Source organism: Rubellimicrobium roseum, from assembly GCF_006152145.1.
Classification (GTDB): domain Bacteria; phylum Pseudomonadota; class Alphaproteobacteria; order Rhodobacterales; family Rhodobacteraceae; genus Rubellimicrobium; species Rubellimicrobium roseum.
Genome location: NZ_VDFV01000054.1, coordinates 1 through 22,434, shown reverse-complemented (window position 1 = coordinate 22,434; position 22,434 = coordinate 1). Strand labels below are relative to the sequence as shown.

The following is a 22,434-nucleotide window of genomic DNA, read 5'->3' as shown; positions in this document are numbered from 1 at the left end:
CCCCTCAGACCGGGAGCTTGAATCACACCGTCACAGCGGGAGCGAGCAGATCAATGGGTCCTGAACCTAGGCAGCCCCCTGCCCTACTCGAGCCAAGTTGCTTTGACACCGCCGCAGGCAGCAGGCGCTTGACGCCATCGACCTACGCAAGCCCAATGCGCCTCGACCATGCAAACCAAGGCCGCGACCAGGACGGGGTGAAGCGTTGGAGGGGTCGCTCAGGGTTGTCGAGGAGAAACCGGCGTTGGAGTTCGACGACGTCCCATCACTCAAGACCCTAATTGCCTTTCAGATGGTGGCCCGGTGCGGCAGCTTTTCGGACGCCGCCACGCTCCTCGGACTTACGCAAAGCGGCGTGAGCCGCCGCATTCAACGTCTGGAAGAACACCTCGGCGTCGAGCTGTTCAGGCGCCTCGCCTCGGGAGTCGCGCTCACCCGCATTGGGGAGGAGTATGCGCAAGAGGTCGGTCGCGCCCTGGACACACTGGCGAACCTGGGCGAGCGCTCGCTAGGACGGCGGGTGCAGGGACGGCTGACGCTGGCCTGCTCACGCGCCGTGGGCGAACTTTGGCTTATGCCACGTCTGGGCGGATTGAACACGGAGTTCCCCGAACTGGAGTTGAAGCTCCTCATGGACGACAACTGGGGCCTCGTGCGAAGTGACGAGTATGACCTAGCAATCGCCTTCCTGGTCCACCCCCGGCCCGATCAGATCCTAGGTCAGCTTGGCCGCGAGGAGATGGTCCCGGTCAGGGCACCGTCGCTGCCTCCACTCGTGGAGCAGAGCCGCCCGGTCATCTTTGCCATGGAAGAAACGCTGAAGGAATGGACGGACTGGGGCAACTGGCTGTCCGAGACCGGCGTGCGTCTGCCCGAGACCACGCGCCGCTGGAAGCTCAATGACTATGGCATGGCAATCCGAGCCGCCCGCTCGGGCGTTGGCGTGGCCATGGGGTGGACTTGGCTCGTCGGGGAGGACCTCGCGGCCGGGCAGTTGGTCCCGGCCCATCCTTATGTCCTCTTGGGGCGCGGGGGTTATTATCTGCTGCGTCCCCAGGAGCGGCACATGCCACAGGTCGCGCGCCGCGTGGCCGACTGGCTGCTCGCCAGCAACTCCGGCTGACCGGCAGAGCGTGACGGAGCCCCGAAGATGGACGACAGGCCCTCATGAGGCCATGACGAAAAGTCATTTGCGGCTCCCCGATATGCAAATCTATCGTTTGCACCACTCGCTGCCCTGACGGGATCTGTGCCAGACCGGGCGAGGCGGGACGCACAGGGCTGCCAAGGGGGGTTTAGGAAATGATGTCGCACAAGAGCCTGGTGATGAACCGTCGCCATCTAATCGCCGGCGCCTCGGCCCTCGGCCTCACCGGCCTCCTTGGCCGGCCGGCTTTCGCGCAGGAGACGCCCCGCAAGGGCGGCGTCTTCGTCATGGGCATCGGCGGCGGCTCGACCACCGACGACTTCGACATCCGGAAGCTTAACGACTGGGTGCCGGTGAACCAGGCCTACATGGTCATGAACGGTTTGGTCGAGATCGACGCCGACAACCGCGCCCAGCCCGAACTGTTCGAGAGTTGGGAGGCCGCCGAGGGCGCTGCCGAGTGGACGTTCAAGGTGCGCCAGGGCGTCACTTTCCACAACGGCAAGACACTGACGGCCGACGACATCGTTTACTCGCTAAACCTCCATCGTGGCAATACTGGCTCAGCCGCCATCTCGATCGCGGCGGCTTTCAAGGACGTGGCCAAGGTCTCGGACAGTGAGGTTCGCATCACGCTGGAGAGCGGCAACGCCGACCTTCCCTATGTGCTCTCCGACTACCACTTCCTCGTCGTGCCGGAAGGCTTCCAGGATTGGTCGAACCCGATCGGCACCGGCCCTTTCAAGCTCGAAAGCATGGAGCCCGGTGTTCGGGCGCGTTTCGTGCGGAACGAGTCCTACTGGAAGCCGGGCTGCGCCAACGTGGACGCGGTCGAGGTCATCGTCATCAACGACATCGCCGCGCGCACCAACGCGCTGATGTCAGGGCAGGTCCAGGCGATCAATAGCCTCGACTTCAAGACAGTGGGCCTCCTCGGGCAGAACCCTAACCTTCGGATTGTGCGATCGGCCGGCGGGCAGCACTTCACCTTCCTCATGGATTGCACGCAGGCGCCCTTCGCGGACAACAATGTACGGCTCGCGATCAAGCACGCCATCGACCGCGAGCAGCTTCTTCAGACGGCGCTGCTGGGCAACGGTCGACTCGGCAACGACCACCCGATCCCCAGCACCGACCGTTTCTTCAACACCGAGCTGCCGCAGCGTGTCTACGACCCCGAGAAGGCAAAGTTCTACCTCAAGGCGGCCGGACTGGATGCGCTGAACGTCACGCTTTCCACCTCCGACGCGGCCTTCCCGGGCGCGGTAGACGCGGCAGCGATCTTCCGCACCGCGGCTTCACCGGCCGGCATCAATGTGGAACTGAAGCGCGAGCCCGCCGACGGCTACTGGGACAGCGTCTGGATGAAGGTACCGTTCTGCATGTCGTACTGGGGCGGACGTCCGACCGCCGACCAGATGCTGACCATCGCCTACCAGTCCACCTCGGCCCAGAACGACACCCACTGGAAGAACGAGGAGTTCGACCGCCTTCTGGTCGAAGCGCGGGCGCTTCTCGATGAGGAACGCCGGCGCGAGATCTACTGGCATCTTCAGGAGATCCTCCACAACGAAGGTGGCGCCATGATCCCCATGTTCGGCGATTACCTCGATGCCGTCTCGACTCAGGTGAAGGGGGTGACCCCGCATCCCATGTTCAACCTCATGGGCGCCCGCATGGCCGAGAAGATCTGGCTCGAGGGGTAAGATGTCTCGGCTGATCCTCGGGCGGCTCGCCTGGGGGCTGCTGACGCTCTGGCTGGTCTCGCTCCTGGTTTTCGCTGGGACGGAGATCCTGCCAGGCGACGTGGCCGCCGCGATCCTCGGCCAGAACGCCACCCCAGAGTCGCTGGCGGCCCTGCGCGAGTCGCTGGGCCTAAACGAGCCCGCGCCGCTGCGCTACCTGGGGTGGCTCGCGGGCATCCTGCAAGGCGACCTCGGGGAGTCGCTCGCCAACCGCGCGCCCGTGGCCGAGCTGCTCTGGCCCCGCTTCGCCAACACCATGGCGTTGGCCGCCTATGCCGCCCTCGTGGCGGTGCCGCTGGCGGTGACACTGGGCATTCTGTCGGCCATGCGGCGCGGCTCGTTGTTCGATCGGGGCGCCAACGTCATCGCGCTGGCGACGGTGTCGCTGCCTGAATACTTCCTAGGGCTCCTCCTCATCCTGGTCCTCTCGGTGCGTACAGGGCTGCTGCCGAGCTTGGCCAACACTTATGAAGGTATGGGGCTCATGGCCTGGCTTCAGGCGACGACGCTGCCGATGATCGTGCTGACGCTGGTCACGGTGGCCCAAATCATGCGGATGACACGGACCGCCGTGCTGGGCGTGATGGACCAGGCCTACATCGAAATGGCTTACCTCAAGGGACTGCGCAACGGACGGGTGGTACTGCGCCACGCTGTGCCGAACGCGGCCGCGCCCATCGTCAACGTCGTGGCCTTCAACATCGCCTATCTCATCACCGGCGTCGTGCTGGTCGAGGCCGTCTTCAACTACAACGGGCTCGGCCGCTTCATGGTGGACGCGGTCTCGAAGCGCGACCTGCCTATGGTCCAAGCGGCGGCAATGGTCTTCGCGGCCGTTTATGTGGTCCTCAACATGACAGCAGACATCGCGGCCATCGCTTTGAACCCACGGCTGCGCCATCCGCGCGCCAAGGACGCCTGAAACATGGTCCCGCGCGCGCCGCGTTCCGTTCCCCCGACGGCCTGGATCGGCCTGGCGCTGATCGCACTTAACCTCGGGATGTTCCTGCTCGGGCCCGAGCTTGCCCCCTTCGGGCAGGAGGAGACCGTGGGCGCGCCGTTCGCGCCGCCCTCGGCCGACCACCTGCTCGGCCTTGACCAAAACGGGCGTGACATGCTCTCGCGGCTGCTCTTTGGCGCGCGGATGTCCATCGGCGTGTCGCTGGCGGCGGTGACGCTGTCCTTTTCGCTCGGCGTGCCGCTCGGCATCTTGGCCGCGATCCGGGGCGGGGCGGTGGACACCGTGCTCTCCCGCGCCGTGGACACGGTGATGAGCGTGCCGGTCCTGATCTCGGCCCTGGTCGTGCTCCAAGCCCTGGGCTCCAGCCTGCCGGTGCTGATCGTGACCATCGGCCTCCTCGACTCCACCCGCGTGTTCCGTTTGTCGCGGATCGTGGCGCAGGGGATCAACGCGATGGAGTTCGCAGAGGTTGCGCGGTTGCGGGGCGAGGGGATCGGCTGGATGATCGGGCGCGAGATCCTGCCCAACGCCGCGCCCCCACTGGTGGCCGAGTTCGGCCTGCGCTTCTGCTTCACCTTCCTGTTCGTGGCGGGCCTGTCCTACCTCGGCCTAGGCGTGCAGCCGCCCTTCGCAGACTGGGGCGGCATGGTGCGGGACAACCAGCAGGGCATTCTTTACGGCCTCTACGCGCCGCTCTTCCCTGCGGCGGCCATCGCGCTCTTGACCATCGGAGTCAACCTTGTCGTGGACTGGCTCCTGGCCGGACGAACGACGGTGCAGGGAGAGAACCGATGAGCGCCCCTCGCGACGCTGTGCTGGCCATCAGCAATCTCCGGGTCGAGGCGCCGAACGGTGCCGTGCTGGTGGACGGCATCTCGCTCGACCTGCCGCGCGGCGAGATCCTGGGCCTGATCGGAGAGTCCGGGGCTGGCAAATCCACCATCGGCCTCGCCGCGATGGGCTACGGCCGGGGCGGCTGCCGCATCGTCGGCGGCCGGATCGAGCTTGCGGGGACCGAGCTCGCCGCGAGCCCTCGCTCCACGCGCGAGGCCATGCGCGGCGCACGCATCGCCTATGTCGCCCAGAGCGCGGCCGCGGCTTTCAACCCTGCCATGCGTCTCGAGCGGCAGATCCTGGAGACGCCCCTCCAGCACGGCCTCATGTCCGAGCGGGAGGCGCAGGCCTGGATGGTGGAGCTGTTCCGCGCGCTCCAGCTTCCAGACCCGGACAGCTTCGGCCGGCGCTTCCCGCACCAGGTTTCGGGCGGGCAGCTTCAGCGGGCGATGATGGCCATGGCGATGTCGGGCAAGCCCGACGTCCTTGTGCTCGACGAACCCACGACCGCGCTGGACGTCACCACCCAAGTCGAGGTGTTAGCCCTCCTGCGCGACACGATCCGCCGCTATGGCACCAGCGCGCTCTACATCACCCACGACCTCGCCGTGGTGGCTCAACTGGCCGACCGCCTGATGGTGCTGCGCCATGGCCGCGAGGTCGAGAGCGGCCCTACCGCCCAGGTCCTCGAGGCCCCGCGCGAGGACTACACCCGCCGGCTGGTGGCCGAGCGAAGGGAGTCCCTCGCCCCCACGGGTGCCGTGCGGCACGATGCCGGCGAGACGGTCCTTGACCTTCGGAACATTGATGCGGGCTACGGGGACAGGTTGGTGCTCCAGGACGTGTCGCTGGCGGTGCGGCGCGGCGAGACGCTGGCCGTGGTTGGCGAGTCCGGCTCCGGCAAGTCCACGCTGGCCCGACTTGTCGCGGGTCTGCTGCCGCCCGCGCGCGGCGCGGTGGCCTTCCGGGGCCAGCCCCTGCCCGGCCGCTACCGCGACCGTGACATCGCCGGCTTGAAGGCGATCCAGATGATCTACCAACTCCCGGACGTGGCGCTCAATCCGCGCCAGACCGTGGGTGATGCCATCGGGCGGCCGCTGTCCTTCTATCGTGGCCTACGTGGCGCGGCGCGGCGGGAGGAGGTCGCTCGGCTTTTGGCGCGGATCGGCCTCTCTGCCGACTTCGCGGACCGCCTGCCGGGCGCTCTCTCGGGCGGGCAGAAGCAACGCGTCTGCATCGCCCGGGCGCTGGCCGCCGAGCCCGACCTCCTGATCTGCGACGAGGTGACCTCGGCGCTCGACCCGCTGATCGCCGAGGACATCCTGCGGCTTCTGCGGCAGCTTCAGGACGAGCTTGGCATGACCTACCTCTTCATCACGCACGACCTCTCGGTGGTGCGGCGCCTCGCCGACCGGACGGTCGTGATGCAGACCGGCCGGATCGTCGAGGAGGGGCCGACCGCCTCGCTCTTTGCGGCGCCCCAAGCGGCCTACACTCGGGCGCTCCTTTCCTCGGTCCCCGAGCTTCGCCGCGACTGGCTTGACGGCGTGCTCGCGCAGCGCGCGCCCTGACGCTGTCCCCCACCCTACCTGCCTACGGAAGGACTTTTCATGCAGCCCGAAGTCATCGAGCATGTCTGGATCCCGTTGCGGGACGGCTGCCGACTCAGCGCTAGGCTCTGGCTGCCGGAGGGGCTGGCGGGCCGACCTTTCCCCGCCGTGCTCGAGTACATCCCCTACCGCAAGCGCGATGGGACGCGCGGGCGCGACGAGCCCATGCACGGCTTCTTTGCGGCGAACGGCTACGCCGCCGTCCGCGTCGACATGCGCGGCACCGGCGAATCCGAGGGGCTCCTGGCGGACGAATACCTTCTGCAGGAGCAGGAGGACGCGCTCGACGTGATCGCCTGGATCGCGGCCCAGCCCTGGTGCTCGGGGGCCGTGGGCATGATGGGCAAGAGCTGGGGCGGCTTCAACAGCCTCCAGGTCGCCGCCCGCCGCCCACCGGCCCTCAAGGCCATCATCACGGCCTATTCGACCGACGACCGCTTCCGCGACGACATCCACTTCATGGGCGGATGCCTGCTCAACGACAATCTCTGGTGGGGCAGCATCATGCTGGCCTATCAGGCGCGCCCGCAGGACCCGGCTGTCGCCGGCGAGGGCTGGCGCAAGGCCTGGCTCGACCGGCTGGAGGCCTTGCCGTTCTTTCCCGCGATCTGGGCCTCGCACCAAAGGTACGACGAATACTGGCGTCACGGCTCGGTGCAGGAGGACTGGTCGGCGATCCAGTGTCCGGTGCTGGCCGTGGGCGGCTGGGCCGACAGCTACACCAATGCCGTGCCTCGGCTGCTTGCAAATCTCCAGGGGCCCCGGCGCGGAATTATTGGTCCTTGGGGGCACATCTATCCGCAGGACGGCGTGCCCGGCCCGGCGATCGGCTTTCTGCAAGAGGCGCTGCGCTGGTGGGACCACTGGCTCAAGGGGCGCGACACGGGCGTGATGGAGGAGCCGATGCTGCGCGCCTACGTCAACGACGCCGTGCGTCCTGATGGCAGCCGCCCACACCAGCCTGGCCGCTGGGTGGGCGAACCCGATTGGCCTAGCCCCCGGATGACCCTCCGCGAGTTGCACCTCATCGCTGCCGGTGCCCTAAGTGGCGAGCCCGACCCCGCCCCGGGCGCTCGGTCGATCCGCTCGCCACTGTGGCACGGCATGGCGGCGGGGGAATGGATGGCCACCGGCTGCCCTGGCGAGATGCCGACGGACCAGCGACTCGACGACGGCGGGGCGCTGGTCTTCGAGACCGCGCCCCTCGACGCCCCCCTGGAGATCCTCGGGGCGCCGGAGCTGGAAGTTCTAATCGCGTCGGACGCGCCGGTCGCGCAGGTGGCGGTGCGGCTCTGCGACGTGCTGCCCACGGGCGAGGTGCTGCGCGTCAGCTACCAAGTGTTGAACCTCACGCACCGCCACGGCCATACCGCGCCCGAGCCACTGGTGCCGGGCCGGGCCGAGCCGGTGCGGATCACGTTGAGCGCATGTGGCCACCGCTTCGCGCCGGGGCACCGCGTGCGCCTTTCGGTCGCGACGAGCTACTGGCCCATCATTTGGCCCGCGCCCTCGCCCGCGACGCTGACCCTCGACACGGCTGGGTGCGTGCTGCGGCTACCCTGCCGCGAGGGAGGGGACGCCATCGAACCGTACGCGCCGGCCCTACACGGTACTAATGCGCCCACAACGCAGGTCGATCCTGGCCGCATCGCGCGCTGGTCGCGCATCGACCACCTCACGGGTGACTACACTTACGTCACCGAGGGCGAGGGCGGTCTCTTCGGCGAGGGGGTGCTACGTTTCGACGAGATCGACAGCACACTCTCACATAGCCTCCGGCGCGAGTTGACCATCCGCCCGGACGACCCGCTGTCGGCTCGCTACGTCCTTTCGCAGTCCTATGAAATGGGCCGCGAAGGGTGGCGGATTCAGATCGTGACCACGACCCGGATGGGCTCGGACGCCGGCGCCTTCACGCTCGACGGCACGATGGACGTGTTCGAGAACGGCGCCCGGGTCTGGGCCCGCGAATGGGTCGAGAGGGTCCCGCGTGACCTCCTGTGAGGCGGACGATTGTGCTGCCGAACTTGGCCTGATGCCCAGGTAGCGAATGCCGCTGGCCCCTTGCGGCGGCTCTTCCGCGGCCTGCTATTTATCAAGGCCAGCCTCCATGGTCTTGCCCGAGAGGCTCGGAAGCGTCCCACTGAGTCGTGCGATCCTGCCCGTTGCAGCCGCGCCACCAATGGGCAGTTCGGTCACATGCGCCAGTCCTTGGCCCCCTCGATCCTGCCCCGAGACTTGAGCCGAAGCGCTTCGCCCCCGCACAAGGTCGTTGAGGCCGATAAGAAACGAGCGGGATCCCTCGATGAGTCGTACGTGGAGCCACGTGGCGAAGAGCCTCGTGCTGATGGGTCTTGCTGCTTTGGCGGGCTGCGGGAACCGGCATATGGTCGCCCGCCACTCGGTCACCCACCCGCCCGTGAGTACGCCCCCTGCGTCGCAGGCGCTGCCGTTCGCGACCGTTGCCCGCCCTAGCTTCGGCGACGCCCACCCGGTGGTCTGGCCAGGTCGCACGCCCGCCATGCATCCGGTCCACGGCATGGACGTGTCGCGCTACCAGACTGACATAGACTGGCACACCGCCCGCGCGCATGGGGTGAGCTTTGCGTTCATCAAGGCGACCGAAGGCGCCGACTGGGCCGACCCCGCCTTTGCCGGGCACTGGATCAGCGCCGCCGCCGCCGGAGTGCCGCGGGGCGCCTATCACTTCTACTACTTCTGCCGCTCGGCCGCCGAGCAGGCGCGTTGGTTCATCGCCCATGTGCCCCGCGAGCGCGGCGCACTGCCGCCCGTGCTTGACATCGAGTGGAACTCCGCGTCCCGCACCTGCCCGTTCCGTCCCGACCCGGCCTCAGTGCGGGCGGAGGTGATGACCTTCCTCAACACGGTCGGGCGGCACTACGACCAGCGGCCCATCCTCTACACGACACTCGACTTCTGGCACGAGAACCAACTCTGGCTCTTGGATGGCGCGCAGCCCTGGCTCCGGTCGGTAGCGCAGCACCCGTCCGATGCCTACGCGGACGAGCCCTGGACGTTCTGGCAGTATTCGGGCACGGGCCTCGTCCCCGGCGTCGCGGGTCCCGTGGACGTCAACGCCTTTGCGGGCTCGCACGCCTCCTGGGCGGTCTGGCTGGCGGAGAACACGCACTGACGCCTCAGCGTCGTCGCGGCACTGCACCCCGCCGCCTGCCATTCAGCATCGCTTGGTTGAGGCCGGAGTACGTGTCCATGAACAGGCGGACCGACAGGGCCTTGCGCCTGTCCGGGCAGTTTCAGTGACAAGGCCACTCCGGGTCAGGGGGACGAGAGGTAGTCGGCCGAGACGTAGCCCGTGACCCGCGGCGCGGCGGAAAGCGAGACCCTGCACCAGAGTTGGCCCAGTTCGGTCACACAGTCGCGGCGATCCAGCGAGGTGCCGTCAGGCAGACCCAGGATGATGCTGTAGCCAAGCCCGGGGCCAGCCCGCAGCTTCACGAAGTCGTCCGGCCCAGCACCTTGGACTACGGCACGGCTAGCGCCTCCGTCGCCGCAGCCGGTAAGGAACACGAGAGCCAGATAAAGGGGAAAGGCATTCCGCTGCATGGTCTGAACTCGCTTGTCTCGCTGTCGATAGCTTGAAACTGGGCCGGATCACAGCCCATCAGCGGCTTTGTCGGGTCAATAAACCAAGAAAGGCCGGTGCCTTACGCAAGTTCGAACAACGACAGTTGGGCTCCTCATCGACTTTTCTACCTACAGCCGTCACCGGCAGCATCCTGGCAATCCGTTCTACGCAATGTAAGCTTCATCCCAACGGTCGCCGTTCGAATCAGAACTGCATTTATCGCAAGCACGCCAATGCTCCGGCACAGCAATTAGCGCCCCACGGCTTGGCGGACCGGTTCCTCCATTAAGCTCGTCAGCTTCAGCGCGGTATCGCCATCAATGACGAGGCCCTTGGCCATGCCACTCTGAAGTAAGGCAAAGGTGGCATCGACCTTCTCCATACCGGCGGCAAGAATCACGGTAAAGCTTCGGCGGAGATCGTCGAACGGGACGGCGAGCGTCCGATGGTTCAGGTCATGATCCACGGGGCGTCCTTCGGCATCGAAGAAGATGCCATTGGTATCACCAACCGCTCCGGCGCGGCGCAGTTCGGCCAGTTCTTTGGATGAGATCATGTTGCGTTGTCGCAGAAGGGAAGCCTCGGTCAGCTCGCCGACCGAGATCAGCGCCATATCAGCTCCGCAGGCCATCCTCATCGCGTCAGCTACGGTGCGTTGGGAGATCAGGATTGCACGGTCCGCGACACTGTCGGCGATGAAGGGGACTGGCAGGAACCACCCCTGCCCGCCTGAGCTTCGAGCAAGGGCCTGCACCACTTCAAATGGATTGAACGCCGAATTCGCGGTGAGTGAGCCCATCAGGCTGACGAACCGCGCACGCGGAGCCGAAAGACCAGCAACGTGCAGGGTCATCTGCTCCAGCGTGCGCCCCCAGCCGGTACCCACGACCAGATCGGGTTTATCGGCCAAACGGTCACGCAGTAGGCGCGCGGCGGCCGCCCCGACGGCTCGGCGTGGAAACTCCGCCAAGGCGCTCTCGACTCGACCATCCGGCAAGCCGATGGGTGGCGTACAGATGCAGAGCTCCAGGCCGAAGGCGCGTGTCAGGCGATCCTCGATCGGCAGGAGGCCAAGCTCTCGATGGTCGATGGTCACCGACACGATGCCCTCGGAGCGGGCCTGCTGGAGCAGCTTATTGACCCGGGCTCGCGTCAAGCCAAGCCGGGCCGAGGTTTCCTCCTGGTTCAAGCCTCCGAGGTAATAAAGCCAGGCCGCCCGGCTCATCAGTTGCCGCTCGCTGATGATCTCCATCGTCTTACTCCCACTGGTCAGGGTCATGGCGTCTCTATCCGCCTTCGCACGGCAGCCCCAGCAGATTACAAATGTCTTTATGCTTGACAACTGTACTGAGTGGGCGCAGCCTACAGCCGTGCACGACACCGTGGGTCCGCTGTGAACAGGGACGCGGCGGGGTGGAGGACCCTGTCAGGTGCTGGGCCGGACAACATGGGAGGAACGACATGACACGAGCACTCTTCACGGGCCTGTTTCTCGCGGGCAGCACCATGGCCGGGGCAGTCCTGGCGCAGGACGATGCCCTTGAGGTCGCCTGGGTTCATTCCAATGCCGCGGCCCAATCCGAGCAGCGCGTCAGGGCGGGGTTCGAGGCTTGGCTGGCTGAGCAAGGCCTGAACTGGAACGTGAGCTTCCTCGATTCCGGTGGCTCGGGCGAGGCGACTGCGACCAACCTCCAGGACGCCGCCTCGCGCGGAGTGGACGCGATCATCATCACCATGTCCGATCTTCGGGCGAGCCGCGCGGCCATCGATGCCGCCGTTCAAGCCGGCATTCCGATCTTCTCTGTGGACTCAGGTTTCATCCCTGGCGTCATGGTGGACGTGACGACCAACAATTGGGCCATGTCCTCCGACGTCTCGCCCTACCTGCTCGACGAGCTCGGGGGCGAGGGCAAGATCATCTTCTTCCGCATGGCCGAGCACCACGGCACCCGCAAGCGGGGCGATGTGATGGAAGATGTTCTTCAGGAGTACCAAGGGGTCGAGGTGCTGGAAGAGCACAACATCGACTACACGGCGTTCTTCGAGGACACGACCGCGTCCATGCAGGACTACGTGGCCCGCTTTGGCGAAGACATCGACGCCGTCTGGGCTCCCTGGGATGAGCCCGCGCAAGCCGCTATTAACGTGCTCAACGCCGCGGGCCTGACGGATGTCAAGGTGATCGGCATCGACGGGCATCCGCAAGCCATCGAAGAAGTCTGCAAGCCCGACAGCATGATGATCGCCACTGTAAGCCAACCCTTCGAGGGCATGGGCGAGCAAGTGGGCGATTGGATCCGCCAGATCGTGGCTGAAGGCAAGCCGCGCGAGGAGGTGATCCCCTCCAACACCGTCTACATGGACGCGCCCTTGGTGACCAAGCAGAACTGCCAGGACTTCATGTGACCTGAGCGGTCATGCCTCCGCGCTCCGTAATGAGCGCGGGGGTGTCTTCTCCTTGGAGCCTGCGGCCTTCGCCGCCGGAGGAGGACGCTATGAGCTGCACTCTCGAAAACATCATCATGGACTTCCCAGGAACCCGGGCGCTGAACAACGTGTCAGCCGAGTTCCGCTTCGACGAGGTTCATGGCCTCATCGGCGAGAATGGGGCGGGCAAGTCCACCTTCGTCAATGTCTTGGGCGGCTCACTGCGCCCCACCTCCGGGCAGATTGCTGTCGACAGGCGTCCGGTCTCTCTCGATACGCCTCGGGCTGCCTTGGGGTACGGAATTGCTCACGTAAGCCAGGAAGGGAGCTTGGTGCCGGGCCTTACCGGGGCCGAGAACATCCTTCTGGGCGCCGAGCCCCGGAGCGCCGGAGGTGTCCTGCGGTCGCGAGCCCTGGCACGCCGCGCCGAGGAACTAGTCCGGCATTGGTTCCCCGGTCTTTCGCTTCCACTGGACCGCCCTGTGGGCGAGCTACCGATGGCCGATCAGAAGGTTATCGAGATCGTGCGCGCCCTGCGCGGCGACATTCGTCTGCTCATCCTCGATGAGCCCACCGCGACGCTGGAGGCCCGTGAGAAGCGCCAGCTCTGGTCCATCATCCGCAGCCTGCCTCAGCGCGGCGTGGGTGTCGTTCTCATCAGTCACTTCCTGTCCGAGGTACGCGACCTCTCGGACCGCATCACAGTCCTCCGTGACGGCATGCATGTCGCCACGCTTCAGGCCAAGGAGGCGACCGAAGCCCAACTCGTCGATCTCATGCTCCGGCGTGAGGGCGCAGCGGGGCTGGCGGTTAAGGCCCAAGCGCAGACCCGCGCGGCTGGGGCTGCTGTCCTTCGCGTCCAGAACTGGGTGGTTGGCGGAGTTACGGTCCCGGAGTTCACCTTGCGCGCCGGCGAGGTCGTCGGAATGATCGGCCTGACCAGCGCGGGTCATTTCGGCTTCGCGCGATCGCTCTACACGCGACAGGGCGTGACGTCGGGCCGCATCGAGGTGGCCGGGAGACCCGTCGATGGTGGAGGCGTCCGGGCTATGCAGCGCAGCGGTGTCGCCCTGGTCCCGGACCATCGCATGGAGAACGCACTGAGCGCCGCGGGATCGGTGCTCGAGAACCTGTCCATGGTCCACGCCGACACGGCCGCACGCGGCGGGATCCTGTCGCGTCGGGCCGAACGGGCCGAAGCTGGGCGCATCATTCGCCTGCTCAACATTAAGACCCCTGGGGATGGCCAACTCATCCGCAACTTGTCGGGGGGCAACAAGCAGAAGGTCTCCATCGGCAAGTGGCTCTACGGCGCCGGTGACCGCTACCGCGTCCTGATCTTCATCGAGCCGACGGAAGGTGTCGACATCGGCGCCAAACAGGAGATCTACGCCCACATTCAGCGCCTCGCGGCAGGTGGAGCGGGGATCATCATCGCCTCCTCCGATCTGATCGAAATCGCCCAGGTCTGCGACGTCGCGGTGCCCTTCGTTCACGGCTGTCCTGGTTCACCCATTCCTGCCTCGGAGTTCTCTGAGGCTCGCTTCATCGCTGCCATCTCGGGAGAGGCCGCATGACCATCGATACCGACATCCCTGCCCCGGCTCGCGGCACAGCTAGCCCGACCAAGGGACGTGGCGATTGGCTCCAGCGTTATTCGACGCTCGGCGTCCTCGTGCTCATGTTCCTGGGCTTCTCGCTGTTTGTGGACCGGTTCTTGACGCCCTTGAACCTGTCGAACATCTTTCAGCAGATCGCGATCCTGACCATCGTAGGCTGTGGGCTGACCTTCGGCTTCGCGGCCAAGGAAATCGACCTTTCGGTGGGCTACACCGTCGGCCTGTCGGGCATCCTGGTCCCCCTGCTGCTTACCCTGGACTGGCCGCTGGCGGCAGCCATCGGTGCGGGACTGTTGGCCGGGATCGTAGTGGGCCTCATCAATGGTCTGCTCGTGACCAAGGTGGGCATTCCGTCGCTCATCGCGACGCTCGCGACCGGGTCGATCCTCTTCGGCGTCAACTTCCTACTGACTGGCGGCCGCGCCATCTATGGCGGCCTGCCGCAATCCTATCTGGATCTCGGCCAAGGCAACGTCTTTGGCATCCCGACACTCGCTATCTTCATGCTGGGGTCGGCTCTCGTCGCCTGGTTCGTCATGGATCGCACGGTCTTCGGCCGCTACATCTACGCCGTGGGTGGCAACCGCAAGGCCGCCGAGCTGTCGGGCCTGCCCATCACCTTCTATCGCATGGCCGCGCTGGTGATCGTGTCGCTCTTCGCAGTCGTGGCCGGCGCGCTCCTGGCCGCGCGCCTCGGCTCCGGCCAGCCCAACGTGGGCGAGCGCTACCTCCTCGACGGCCTCGCCACTGTGTTCATCGGCATGACCATGTTCCGGCCCGGCACAGCTACTGTAGCCGGCACCTTCTGCGGGGCCTTGTTCATCGGCGTGATCAACAACGGCCTGAACCTCGTGGGCCTCGACACCTACGTCCAGAACATCGTCAAGGGCGTCATCATCCTCGTGGCCGTCGCGATCGTTTCGCGCACCACGAAACTCAGCATCCTGTGAGAGCTTCCATGACCCAGACTGCCATGCAGGCGGCCCCCGAGGCGACGCCACGGCCCAACAGTGACCTTCGGGCCCTCTACACGCAGATGCGACGTGTCCGCACCTTCGAGGAGCGTGTGGGCGAGCTCTTCGTCCGGGGCCAATCCGCCGGCTCAATGTTGCACCTGTCCATTGGCGAGGAGTCCGCGGCCGTGGGCGTCTGTGCCGCTATGCGGGAGGGCGACACCTTCACGACGCACCACCGAGGGCACGGCATCTTCCTCGCCCGCGGTGCTGACCCCAACCGCATGATGGCGGAGATCGGGGGCAAGGAGACGGGCTACTGCCACGGCAAAGGCGGCTCTATGCACATCGCGGACATGGGGCTTGGACACTTGGGCGCGAACGCCATCGTGGGTGGCGGCATCCCGGCCGTGGTGGGCGCGGGGATCGCGTCGAAGCGCGCCGGCAAGGGCGACATCTCGGTCGCCTTCTTCGGCGACGGAGCCATGCAGCAGGGCATTCTCTATGAGAGCATGAACATGGCGGCGCTCTGGGATCTGCCCGTGCTCTTCGTCTGCATCAACAACCAGTACGGGATGGGCACCCGGATCGACCAGGCCACCAAGGGGCATGAGTTGCACCTCAGGGCGCGAGCCTTCGGTCTTCGCGGCGAGACCGTGGACGGGCTCGACGTAACTGAGGTCCGCGAGACGGCTCAGGACCTCGTGGATGCGGCCCGGACCGGTCAGCCGGGCTTCCTCGCTGTCGACTGCTACCGCTTCTTCGGGCACGCCCGCATGGACAAGAGCCCCTACCGCAAGGAAGAAGAAGAGGCGCTTGGCCGGCAAAAGGACCCGGTGCTTCACGCCCGCGCGGCCCTGATCGGCGCTGGGGTGACGGAAGACGAGCTCGACGGCGTCGACAACGACATCGCGCGGGAGATGGACGCCGCGATCGACTTCGCCGTGGCCTCCCAGGAGCCACAGCTGGCCTCGATGTTCCGCGACGTCTACGGCCCCGACGAACCCGAGCCGGAACCGGTTCGGACCCGCATCGACCGCGTTCTGGCAAGGGAGTAATAAACATGGTCCAGATGACCTACCGGGACGCGCTAAGGCAGGCGCTGCGCGATGCTATGGCCGAGGACGACCGCGTCTTCGTGATCGGCGAGGAAGTCGGCCGCTACGGCGGCGCTTACGGCGTGACCAAGGGCCTGATCGAAGAGTTCGGGTCCGATCGCCTGATGGATACGCCGATTAGCGAGGCCGCGATCGTGGGCGCCGCCGTGGGTGCGGCAATGGCCGGGCTCAAGCCGGTGGCAGAGCTGATGTACGTCGACTTCATTGGCATGACGATGGATCAGCTGGGCAACCAGGCCGCCAAGATCCGCTATATGTTCGGAGGCCAGATCGGCGTGCCCATGGTGTTGCGCACCCAGGGTGGCACCGGCCGTTCGGCGGGCGCCCAGCATTCCCAGAGTCTTGAGGCCTATGTCCTCCACACACCCGGCCTGCGCCTCGCTATGCCTGCGACGGTGGCCGACGCTTATCACCTGCTGCGCGGTGCATTGCGGCAGCCCGACCCCGTGGTCTTCATTGAGCACAAGGCCCTCTACACCCTCAAGGAAGAGGTCGACCTCTCCGCTCCCGTGCCAGATTGGGGCAAGGCTGCGATCCGACGCAAAGGCGACGACCTGGTGATCGTCACCTATTCCCGTCAAGTTCATAATGCCCTCAAGGCAGCCGAGGAGTTGGCAGCGCGCGGGATCGAGGCGACGGTGATCGACTTGAGGACCCTTAATCCGCTCGACTTCGACACGATCCGGGCCGAGGTCGAGCGTGTGGGCCGAGCCATGGTCGTCTCCGAAGGTGTCATGACGGCCGGGGTGGCGGCCGAACTCTCGGCCCGCATCTCGGAGGAGTGCTTCGACTTCCTGCATGACCCGGTCGTTCGTGTGGCGGGCGAGGACATTCCGATCTCGGTATCCGTGGCACTTGAGGCGGCCTCGGTTCCGACAACGGCGCTGGTGCGCGAGACGGCGGAAAGGCTCGTCGCATGACCATTCTGACCATGCCGCGCCTCGGTGAGACGATGGAGGACGGCGTCGTCTCGGCCTGGCTCGTTCAACCGGGCCAGAGCTTCAAGCGAGGCGATCCGCTCATCGAGATCGAGACGGACAAGACCGCAGTGGAGTTCCCGGCCCTTGGTCCTGGAACCTTGACCGAGACGCTGGTGAGCCCTGGTGACCGTGTTACCGTAGGCGATCCGATCGCCCGAATAGACCTCAGCGGCGCCGAGGATTGGACGGGCGGCGACTCCGACAAGGAAGAGGTCACGCCCGCCTCCCCCGTGGCCGTGGAAGCATCTGGCATCGCCACGGCCGACCCACCACCACCGGCGAAGGAGCCGCTCTCGGGCGGAGGTGGTCCGATGCGGGTCACTCCGGTCGCCCGGCGAGCCGCGCGCCTCGCCGGCATCGACCTGTCCGCACTCATAGGAACGGGTCGGCGGGGACGGATTGAGTTGCGCGATGTCCAGGGGCATGCATCCGCGGACGCCGGCGACGAGATGCGGATCGACGGCATTGCCTATGCTGCCTCAGGTCCAGAAACCGGCGTACCGGTCCTCCTGGTCCATGGCTACGCCGGCGACCGAAGCACATGGGCTGCACTTGCCTCGGGCCTTGCGCGAGCCGGGATGCGGGTTGCTGTAGTGGATCTGCCGGGACACGGTCAGACGACGCGCGAGGCGGAATCACCTGATGATCTGGGCCTAGGCCTGAGCGCCGTCGTGCGCGAGATCTTTGCTGGGCAATTGCCACACGTGGTGGCTCACTCGCTCGGGGCGGTCCCGGCGACGGCTCTGGCACTGGCCGGAAAGGTCGCCTCTCTGACCCTTATCGCGCCCGCCGGACTGGGCCTCCACATCGATGCGGAGTTCATCCGCGGGATGGCCGAACCGGCCAGCGTGGGCGCAGTCTCGCACCTTCTCCGCCGCTTGTCGGACCGGCCGACCGGGCTTTCTCCCGATGCCATCACCACCATCTATGGCCAATTGCAAAAGGGCCGCCTGATCGGATTGGCCGATCTGCTTCTGGGTCGCGGCGGGCAGACGGTGGACATCGTCTCCGACCTTGAGTCGCTCTCACGACGCATGCCCGTCCGGGTGCTGACCGGGCATCGAGACCGCATTCTGGATTGGCGGGACACACTTGTGCTCTCGCCCCGCGTGGCAGTCCATCACTTCCCTTCGGCTGGGCACATGCCCCATTGGGACCACCCGGCCGAGGTTCTAGACATCCTTGCACGGGGCCTCACGACATGACCGACACCGCTGACAAGCTCCGCACCATACGGGGCCGTATCCAAAGTTTCTCCAAAGCCGCTCCTGAGGTTTTTGGCGGCTTCGCGGCTGTGAGCAAAGCGGCCACGACACCCGGGAGCACGTTTGATGCCGCGCAACGCGAGCTCTTGGCCGTTGCCATTGCGGTGTCGCAGGGCTGCGAGGACTGTATCGTCTATCACGTCGCTGGAGCGAAGAAGCACGGCGCAACCGAACAGGGCCTGATCGAGGCCTTGGAGGTTGCCGTGGAGATGGGAGGAGGTCCCGCCGTGATGTACGGGGCCAAGGCGCTCGAAGCCTTCCGAACACTCTGAACATTTCGAACGGCAAGAACGGGGGGAGACCATGGCCTATGTCCTGACCGCCGACGGCGGCACCGAAAGCCTGCGCGCGCGGGTCTACGACTTGGCGGGGCGCTGCCTGGGAAGCCGGGCCGTCGCCTACGAGACGCGCTTCGGCCCCGGCGCGCGGGCCGAGCAGGACCCGGCCGACTGGTGGCGGACCTTCGTGGAGGCCAGTCGGGCCGCCATCGCCGAGGCGGGGATCGACCCGGCGCAGGTGGAGGCGATCTGCACGGCGACCACGAGTTGCTCGGTCGTGGCGCTGGACGAGGGAGGGCACGCGCTGCGGCCAGCCCTGATCTGGATGGACGTGCGGGCTTCGGAGGAGGCCGCGGCGGTGCTCGCCACCGGGAACGAGGCGCTGAACCTGAACGGCGCGGGGCAAGGACCGGTCTCGGCGGAGTGGATGATCCCCAAGGCGCTGTGGCTGATGCGGCACGAGAGGGAGGTCTTCGACCGGGCGCACCGGGTCTGCGAGTACCAGGACTTCCTGACCTACCACCTAACCGGGGAGTGGGCGGCCAGCCTCGATAACGCGGGGCTGCGCTGGCATTACCGCTCGCGCCAGGGGGGCTGGGCGACGTCCCTCGTGGACGCGCTGGGAATGGGAGCGATCCTCGGCAAGTGGCCGCCCCGCGTCGTGGCGCCGGGCGAGGTCGTGGGGACGCTGACGGCGAAGGCGGCCGAAGAGCTGGGGCTGCCGAGGTCTGTCAAAGTCGTGCAGGGCGGGGCCGATGCGCTGATCGGGATGATCGGGCTGGGCGTGCACCGGCCGGGGCAGCTCGCGCTCATCACCGGGTCGTCGCATCTGCAGTTCGGCGTGACCGAGACACCTCTTAATGCGCCGGGCGTCTGGGGCGCCTATGCCGACATCGTCTATCCGGGCCTCTGGATCGTGGAGGGCGGGCAGACCTCGACGGGGTCGATCATCAACTGGCTGTCGCGGCTCACGGGCGGGCCGCTCGACTTTGAGCGGCTCAACCGCGAGGCCGCCGCCCTGCCGCCGGGGGCCGAGGGGCTGATCGTGCAGGACCACTTCCAGGGCAACCGCACGCCCTACACCGATCCGCTGTCGCGCGGGGCCATCGTGGGGCTGACGCTCGCGCACGAGATGGCCCACGTCTTCCGCGCCGTCATGGAAGGGATCGGCTTCGGGACGCGCGCGATCCTCGACGCCTTCGGGCGGGCGGGCTACCAAAGCTCCGAGATCACCGTGGGCGGGGGCGCGGCGGCCTCGGACCTGTGGCTGCAGGTCCATGCGGACACGGCGGGGCTGCCGGTGGTGGTGCCCGAGAGCCGCGACGCGCCCTCGATGGGGGCCGCCGTGCTGGCCGCCCACGGGGCGGGGCGCTTCGGGAGCATCGACGAGGGGATCGGGGCCATGGTCCGCCCCGGCCGGCGCGTCGAGCCCATCGCCGCGAACGTCGCTCGCTACGCCGAGATCTACCCGAGGTACCTCGCGCTCTATCCCCGGCTGAAGGAGGCCCTCGATGCCTGACGGAACCTCCCAGTTCGGCCTGCCGGGTCGCCTCGCGCTCGTGACCGGGGGAGCGAAGGGAATAGGCGCCGCCATCGGGCGCACCCTGGCTGCGGCCGGAGCCCGCGTGATCGTGGCCGACATCGACGAGGCGGCCGGGACCGCCCTGGCACAGGACCTCGGAGGGCTGTTCCTTCGCTTGGACGTCACGAAGCCCCAGGAGGTGGATGCGGCGGCCCGCCGCACAGCCGCAGAGCATGGCGCCCCCGACGTGGTGGTCGCGAATGCCGGGATCGTCCACAACGCGCCGTCGGTCGAGCTGCGGACGCAGGACTGGGCGCGGGTGATCGACGTGAACCTGTCGGGCGTGTTCCACACCTGCCGCGCCTTCGGCGCCGGCATGGTCGAACGCGGCTCGGGCTCGGTCGTCTGTATCAGCTCCATGTGCGGCGAGATCGTCGTCTGGCCGCAGCCGCAGGCCGCCTACAACGCCGCGAAGGCGGGGGTGAACCTGCTCGCCAAGTCGCTCGCGGTCGAGTGGGCGGCGCGGGGCGTGCGGGTGAACGCCATCGCGCCGGGCTACACGGCCACCGAGCTGACGCTGGCCGGGCGGTCGCGGCCCGAGTGGTACGACACTTGGATTGACCGCACCCCTATGCACCGACTGGGCGAACCTCAGGAAATCGCCAACTGCGCTCTCTTCCTCGCCTCCGACGCTTCGAGCTTCGTCACCGGGACGGTGCTGACGGTCGACGGCGGCTACACGGCTCTTTGAAAAAGGATCTGATCCATGCCCGTCACTCTCGTTACTGGTGCTAGCCGCGGCATCGGAGCCGCAATTGCTCTAGGCCTCGCAGAACGCGGCCATGACTTGGCTCTGAATGACATTGCTCGTCAGGAAGTCGATTTGCGCAAAGTCGCTGACCAGATTGCCGCACTTGGACGCAGGGCCGAGATCGTTCTGGCTGACGTCAGCAACAAGGTAGAGGTCGATGCCATGGCCGCTCGCATCCTCAAGGTCTTTGGGCGGATCGATGCGGTCGTGAACAATGCGGGCATCCTGATCGCAGGCGCGGTCGACGGTCTGCCTGAGGAGCATTGGGACCGCGTAATGGACGTGAACGCCAAGGGATCCTTTATGGTCATCCAGTCCGTTCTGCCTGCGATGAAGCGGCAGAAGTACGGGCGGATCGTCAACATCGCCTCGATCGGCGGCAAGCACGGCGCACCCGAGCAAGCCCACTACTCCGCCTCCAAGGCGGCTGTGATGGGCTTCAGCCGCGTGCTGGCGCAGGAGGTGGGACCGCTCGGCATCACGGTGAACTGCGTCTGCCCGGGAATCATCTACACCGACATGGGGCGCGTGAACCTCGATGACCCTGAGGTCCGCTCCGCATGGCAGGCCAAGACAGCCATGGCCCGGATCGGCACGCCCGAGGACGTCGTAGGCCCGGTGGCGTTCTTCGCCTCGGATGACTCGGCCTTCGTCACCGGGCAAACGCTGAACGTGGACGGCGGAATTGTATTCAGCTGAGCTACTGATGAGAATGCTATCCCCAAGCAACGGACGTGTACCGATTGCTGATCCCAAGTCAGATCTGACGAAAGCCTAGTCTGGAACTCAAGTCGTTGCGCTACTTTACTTGGCTGGATAACTGTTCTGCCAAGCATTGCCGGCCCGATTAGCGAGAGCAGGATTAGGTCGGCCGAGTTCAGTGAGGGCCGATGGCTTCGAAGACCACGCTGAACGCCAAGAACCTGGAGGCCTTGGGCGCCCCGCGCCTGGCGGAGTTGCTGATCGAGCTCAGCACCGGCGATGCGGCCGCCAAGCGCCGCCTCCGGCTGGAGCTGGCCGGCACGGCGAGCCCCGGCGAGGTCGCCCGGGAGGTCCGCAAGCGGCTCACAGCTATCGCACGGGCGCGCTCCTTCGTAGACTGGACCAAGCACCGGGCGCTGGTCGCGGACCTTGACACCCAGCGCCGGGCCATCATCGAGCAGGTCGCCCCGACCAATCCCATCCAGGCGCTCGAACTCCTGTGGCAGTTCCTGGGGCTCGCGACCTCGGTCTTCGAGCGCTGCGATGACAGCAGCGGCACGGTCATCGGCGTCTTCGACCAAGCTGTGACGGATCTGGGCGCCATTGCCTCCTCAGCCGAGCCGGATCCAACAAGGCTCGCGGAGGACGTGGCCCGGGCGCTGACGACCAACGACTACGGCCAGTACGACGACCTCATCCAGACCCTGGCGCCGGCCCTGGGGCGCGAAGGCCTGGAGCACCTGAAGCAGCACATGACGGCGCTGGCGCAGGCGCCCGTCCCACGGGGCGTTGTTGCGTAACCCATGAGCGAGGGGGCTCGCGCGGCGGGTCTGCCTGCTTATCTGGGCGGCCATG

The 22,434-nt window shown here is 66.6% G+C and carries 20 protein-coding genes; 18 read left to right on the top strand and 2 right to left on the bottom strand.

The genetic code is table 11. From position 1 onward, the window contains the following. The first annotated feature begins 244 nt into the window (after positions 1-244). The 7 genes from FHG71_RS19975 to FHG71_RS19945 all read left to right on the top strand — a co-directional run bounded on the left by FHG71_RS19975 (position 245) and on the right by FHG71_RS19945 (position 9,451). Entirely contained in the window at positions 245-1,123 is an 879-nt protein-coding gene (locus tag FHG71_RS19975; RefSeq protein WP_246045535.1) for a LysR substrate-binding domain-containing protein, read from the top strand. A gap of 203 nt (positions 1,124-1,326) precedes the next feature. Then, positions 1,327-2,853 (top strand): ABC transporter substrate-binding protein, encoded by a 1,527-nt coding sequence (locus FHG71_RS19970; protein WP_246045534.1) that lies wholly within the window; start codon positions 1,327-1,329, stop codon positions 2,851-2,853. Position 2,854: 1 nt separating this feature from the next. Further along, positions 2,855-3,814 carry an ABC transporter permease gene (locus FHG71_RS19965; RefSeq protein ID WP_139083457.1) on the top strand — a complete coding sequence of 320 codons (960 nt, stop codon included), beginning with the start codon at positions 2,855-2,857 and terminating at the stop codon, positions 3,812-3,814. 3 nt (positions 3,815-3,817) lie between these two features. Continuing rightward, positions 3,818-4,648, top strand: coding sequence for an ABC transporter permease (locus tag FHG71_RS19960; protein WP_139083456.1), 831 nt, complete (start codon positions 3,818-3,820; stop codon positions 4,646-4,648). After that, positions 4,645-6,258 carry an ABC transporter ATP-binding protein gene (locus FHG71_RS19955; protein ID WP_139083455.1) on the top strand — a complete coding sequence of 538 codons (1,614 nt, stop codon included), beginning with the start codon at positions 4,645-4,647 and terminating at the stop codon, positions 6,256-6,258. Before FHG71_RS19960 ends, FHG71_RS19955 begins: the two co-directional genes overlap by 4 nt. Positions 6,259-6,297: 39 nt before the next feature. Next, positions 6,298-8,301, top strand: coding sequence for a CocE/NonD family hydrolase (locus FHG71_RS19950; protein ID WP_139083454.1), 2,004 nt, complete (start codon positions 6,298-6,300; stop codon positions 8,299-8,301). A 301-nt stretch (positions 8,302-8,602) separates the two neighbouring features. Next, positions 8,603-9,451, top strand: a complete 849-nt coding sequence (locus FHG71_RS19945) for a glycoside hydrolase family 25 protein (protein ID WP_246045533.1) — start codon at positions 8,603-8,605, stop codon at positions 9,449-9,451. Positions 9,452-9,594: 143 nt separating this feature from the next. Here the strand turns inward: FHG71_RS19945 and FHG71_RS19940 are convergent, their stop codons facing one another. Continuing rightward, on the bottom strand, positions 9,595-9,882 hold the full coding sequence (locus FHG71_RS19940) for an SH3 domain-containing protein (protein WP_139083453.1): 288 nt from the start codon (positions 9,880-9,882) through the stop codon (positions 9,595-9,597). Positions 9,883-10,154: 272 nt separating this feature from the next. Beyond that, positions 10,155-11,156, bottom strand: a complete 1,002-nt coding sequence (locus FHG71_RS19935) for a sugar-binding transcriptional regulator (RefSeq protein WP_139083452.1) — start codon at positions 11,154-11,156, stop codon at positions 10,155-10,157. Between the two features lie 209 nt (positions 11,157-11,365). On the opposite strand from FHG71_RS19935, the gene FHG71_RS19930 reads away from it, so the two are divergent. From FHG71_RS19930 to FHG71_RS19880, 11 genes are all read left to right on the top strand, one after another. Beyond that, positions 11,366-12,310, top strand: coding sequence for a sugar ABC transporter substrate-binding protein (locus FHG71_RS19930; protein ID WP_246045532.1), 945 nt, complete (start codon positions 11,366-11,368; stop codon positions 12,308-12,310). A gap of 89 nt (positions 12,311-12,399) precedes the next feature. Further along, positions 12,400-13,908 carry a sugar ABC transporter ATP-binding protein gene (locus FHG71_RS19925; protein WP_139083451.1) on the top strand — a complete coding sequence of 503 codons (1,509 nt, stop codon included), beginning with the start codon at positions 12,400-12,402 and terminating at the stop codon, positions 13,906-13,908. Beyond that, complete coding sequence (locus tag FHG71_RS19920) at positions 13,905-14,900, top strand: ABC transporter permease (RefSeq protein ID WP_139083450.1); 996 nt, start codon at positions 13,905-13,907, stop codon at positions 14,898-14,900. Before FHG71_RS19925 ends, FHG71_RS19920 begins: the two co-directional genes overlap by 4 nt. Before the next feature lie 8 nt (positions 14,901-14,908). Next, entirely contained in the window at positions 14,909-15,961 is a 1,053-nt protein-coding gene (locus FHG71_RS19915) for a thiamine pyrophosphate-dependent dehydrogenase E1 component subunit alpha (RefSeq protein WP_246045531.1), read from the top strand. A gap of 5 nt (positions 15,962-15,966) precedes the next feature. Then, positions 15,967-16,941 carry an alpha-ketoacid dehydrogenase subunit beta gene (locus FHG71_RS19910; RefSeq protein ID WP_139083449.1) on the top strand — a complete coding sequence of 325 codons (975 nt, stop codon included), beginning with the start codon at positions 15,967-15,969 and terminating at the stop codon, positions 16,939-16,941. Then, positions 16,938-18,206, top strand: coding sequence for an alpha/beta fold hydrolase (locus FHG71_RS19905; protein WP_139083448.1), 1,269 nt, complete (start codon positions 16,938-16,940; stop codon positions 18,204-18,206). Before FHG71_RS19910 ends, FHG71_RS19905 begins: the two co-directional genes overlap by 4 nt. After that, positions 18,203-18,538: a carboxymuconolactone decarboxylase family protein gene (locus tag FHG71_RS19900; protein ID WP_139083447.1), complete on the top strand. Its 336-nt coding sequence runs from the start codon at positions 18,203-18,205 to the stop codon at positions 18,536-18,538. The genes FHG71_RS19905 and FHG71_RS19900 overlap by 4 nt, the downstream gene beginning before the upstream one ends. A 31-nt stretch (positions 18,539-18,569) precedes the next feature. Next, positions 18,570-20,063 carry an FGGY-family carbohydrate kinase gene (locus tag FHG71_RS19895; protein ID WP_139083446.1) on the top strand — a complete coding sequence of 498 codons (1,494 nt, stop codon included), beginning with the start codon at positions 18,570-18,572 and terminating at the stop codon, positions 20,061-20,063. Beyond that, the gene (locus FHG71_RS19890) at positions 20,056-20,817 is read left to right on the top strand and encodes an SDR family NAD(P)-dependent oxidoreductase (RefSeq protein WP_139083445.1); all 762 of its coding nucleotides are present in this window, start codon (positions 20,056-20,058) and stop codon (positions 20,815-20,817) included. The genes FHG71_RS19895 and FHG71_RS19890 overlap by 8 nt, the downstream gene beginning before the upstream one ends. A gap of 15 nt (positions 20,818-20,832) precedes the next feature. Further along, entirely contained in the window at positions 20,833-21,576 is a 744-nt protein-coding gene (locus tag FHG71_RS19885; RefSeq protein WP_139083444.1) for an SDR family NAD(P)-dependent oxidoreductase, read from the top strand. 191 nt (positions 21,577-21,767) lie between these two features. Continuing rightward, positions 21,768-22,379 (top strand): DUF6880 family protein, encoded by a 612-nt coding sequence (locus FHG71_RS19880; protein WP_139083443.1) that lies wholly within the window; start codon positions 21,768-21,770, stop codon positions 22,377-22,379. Positions 22,380-22,434: the final 55 nt, after the last annotated feature.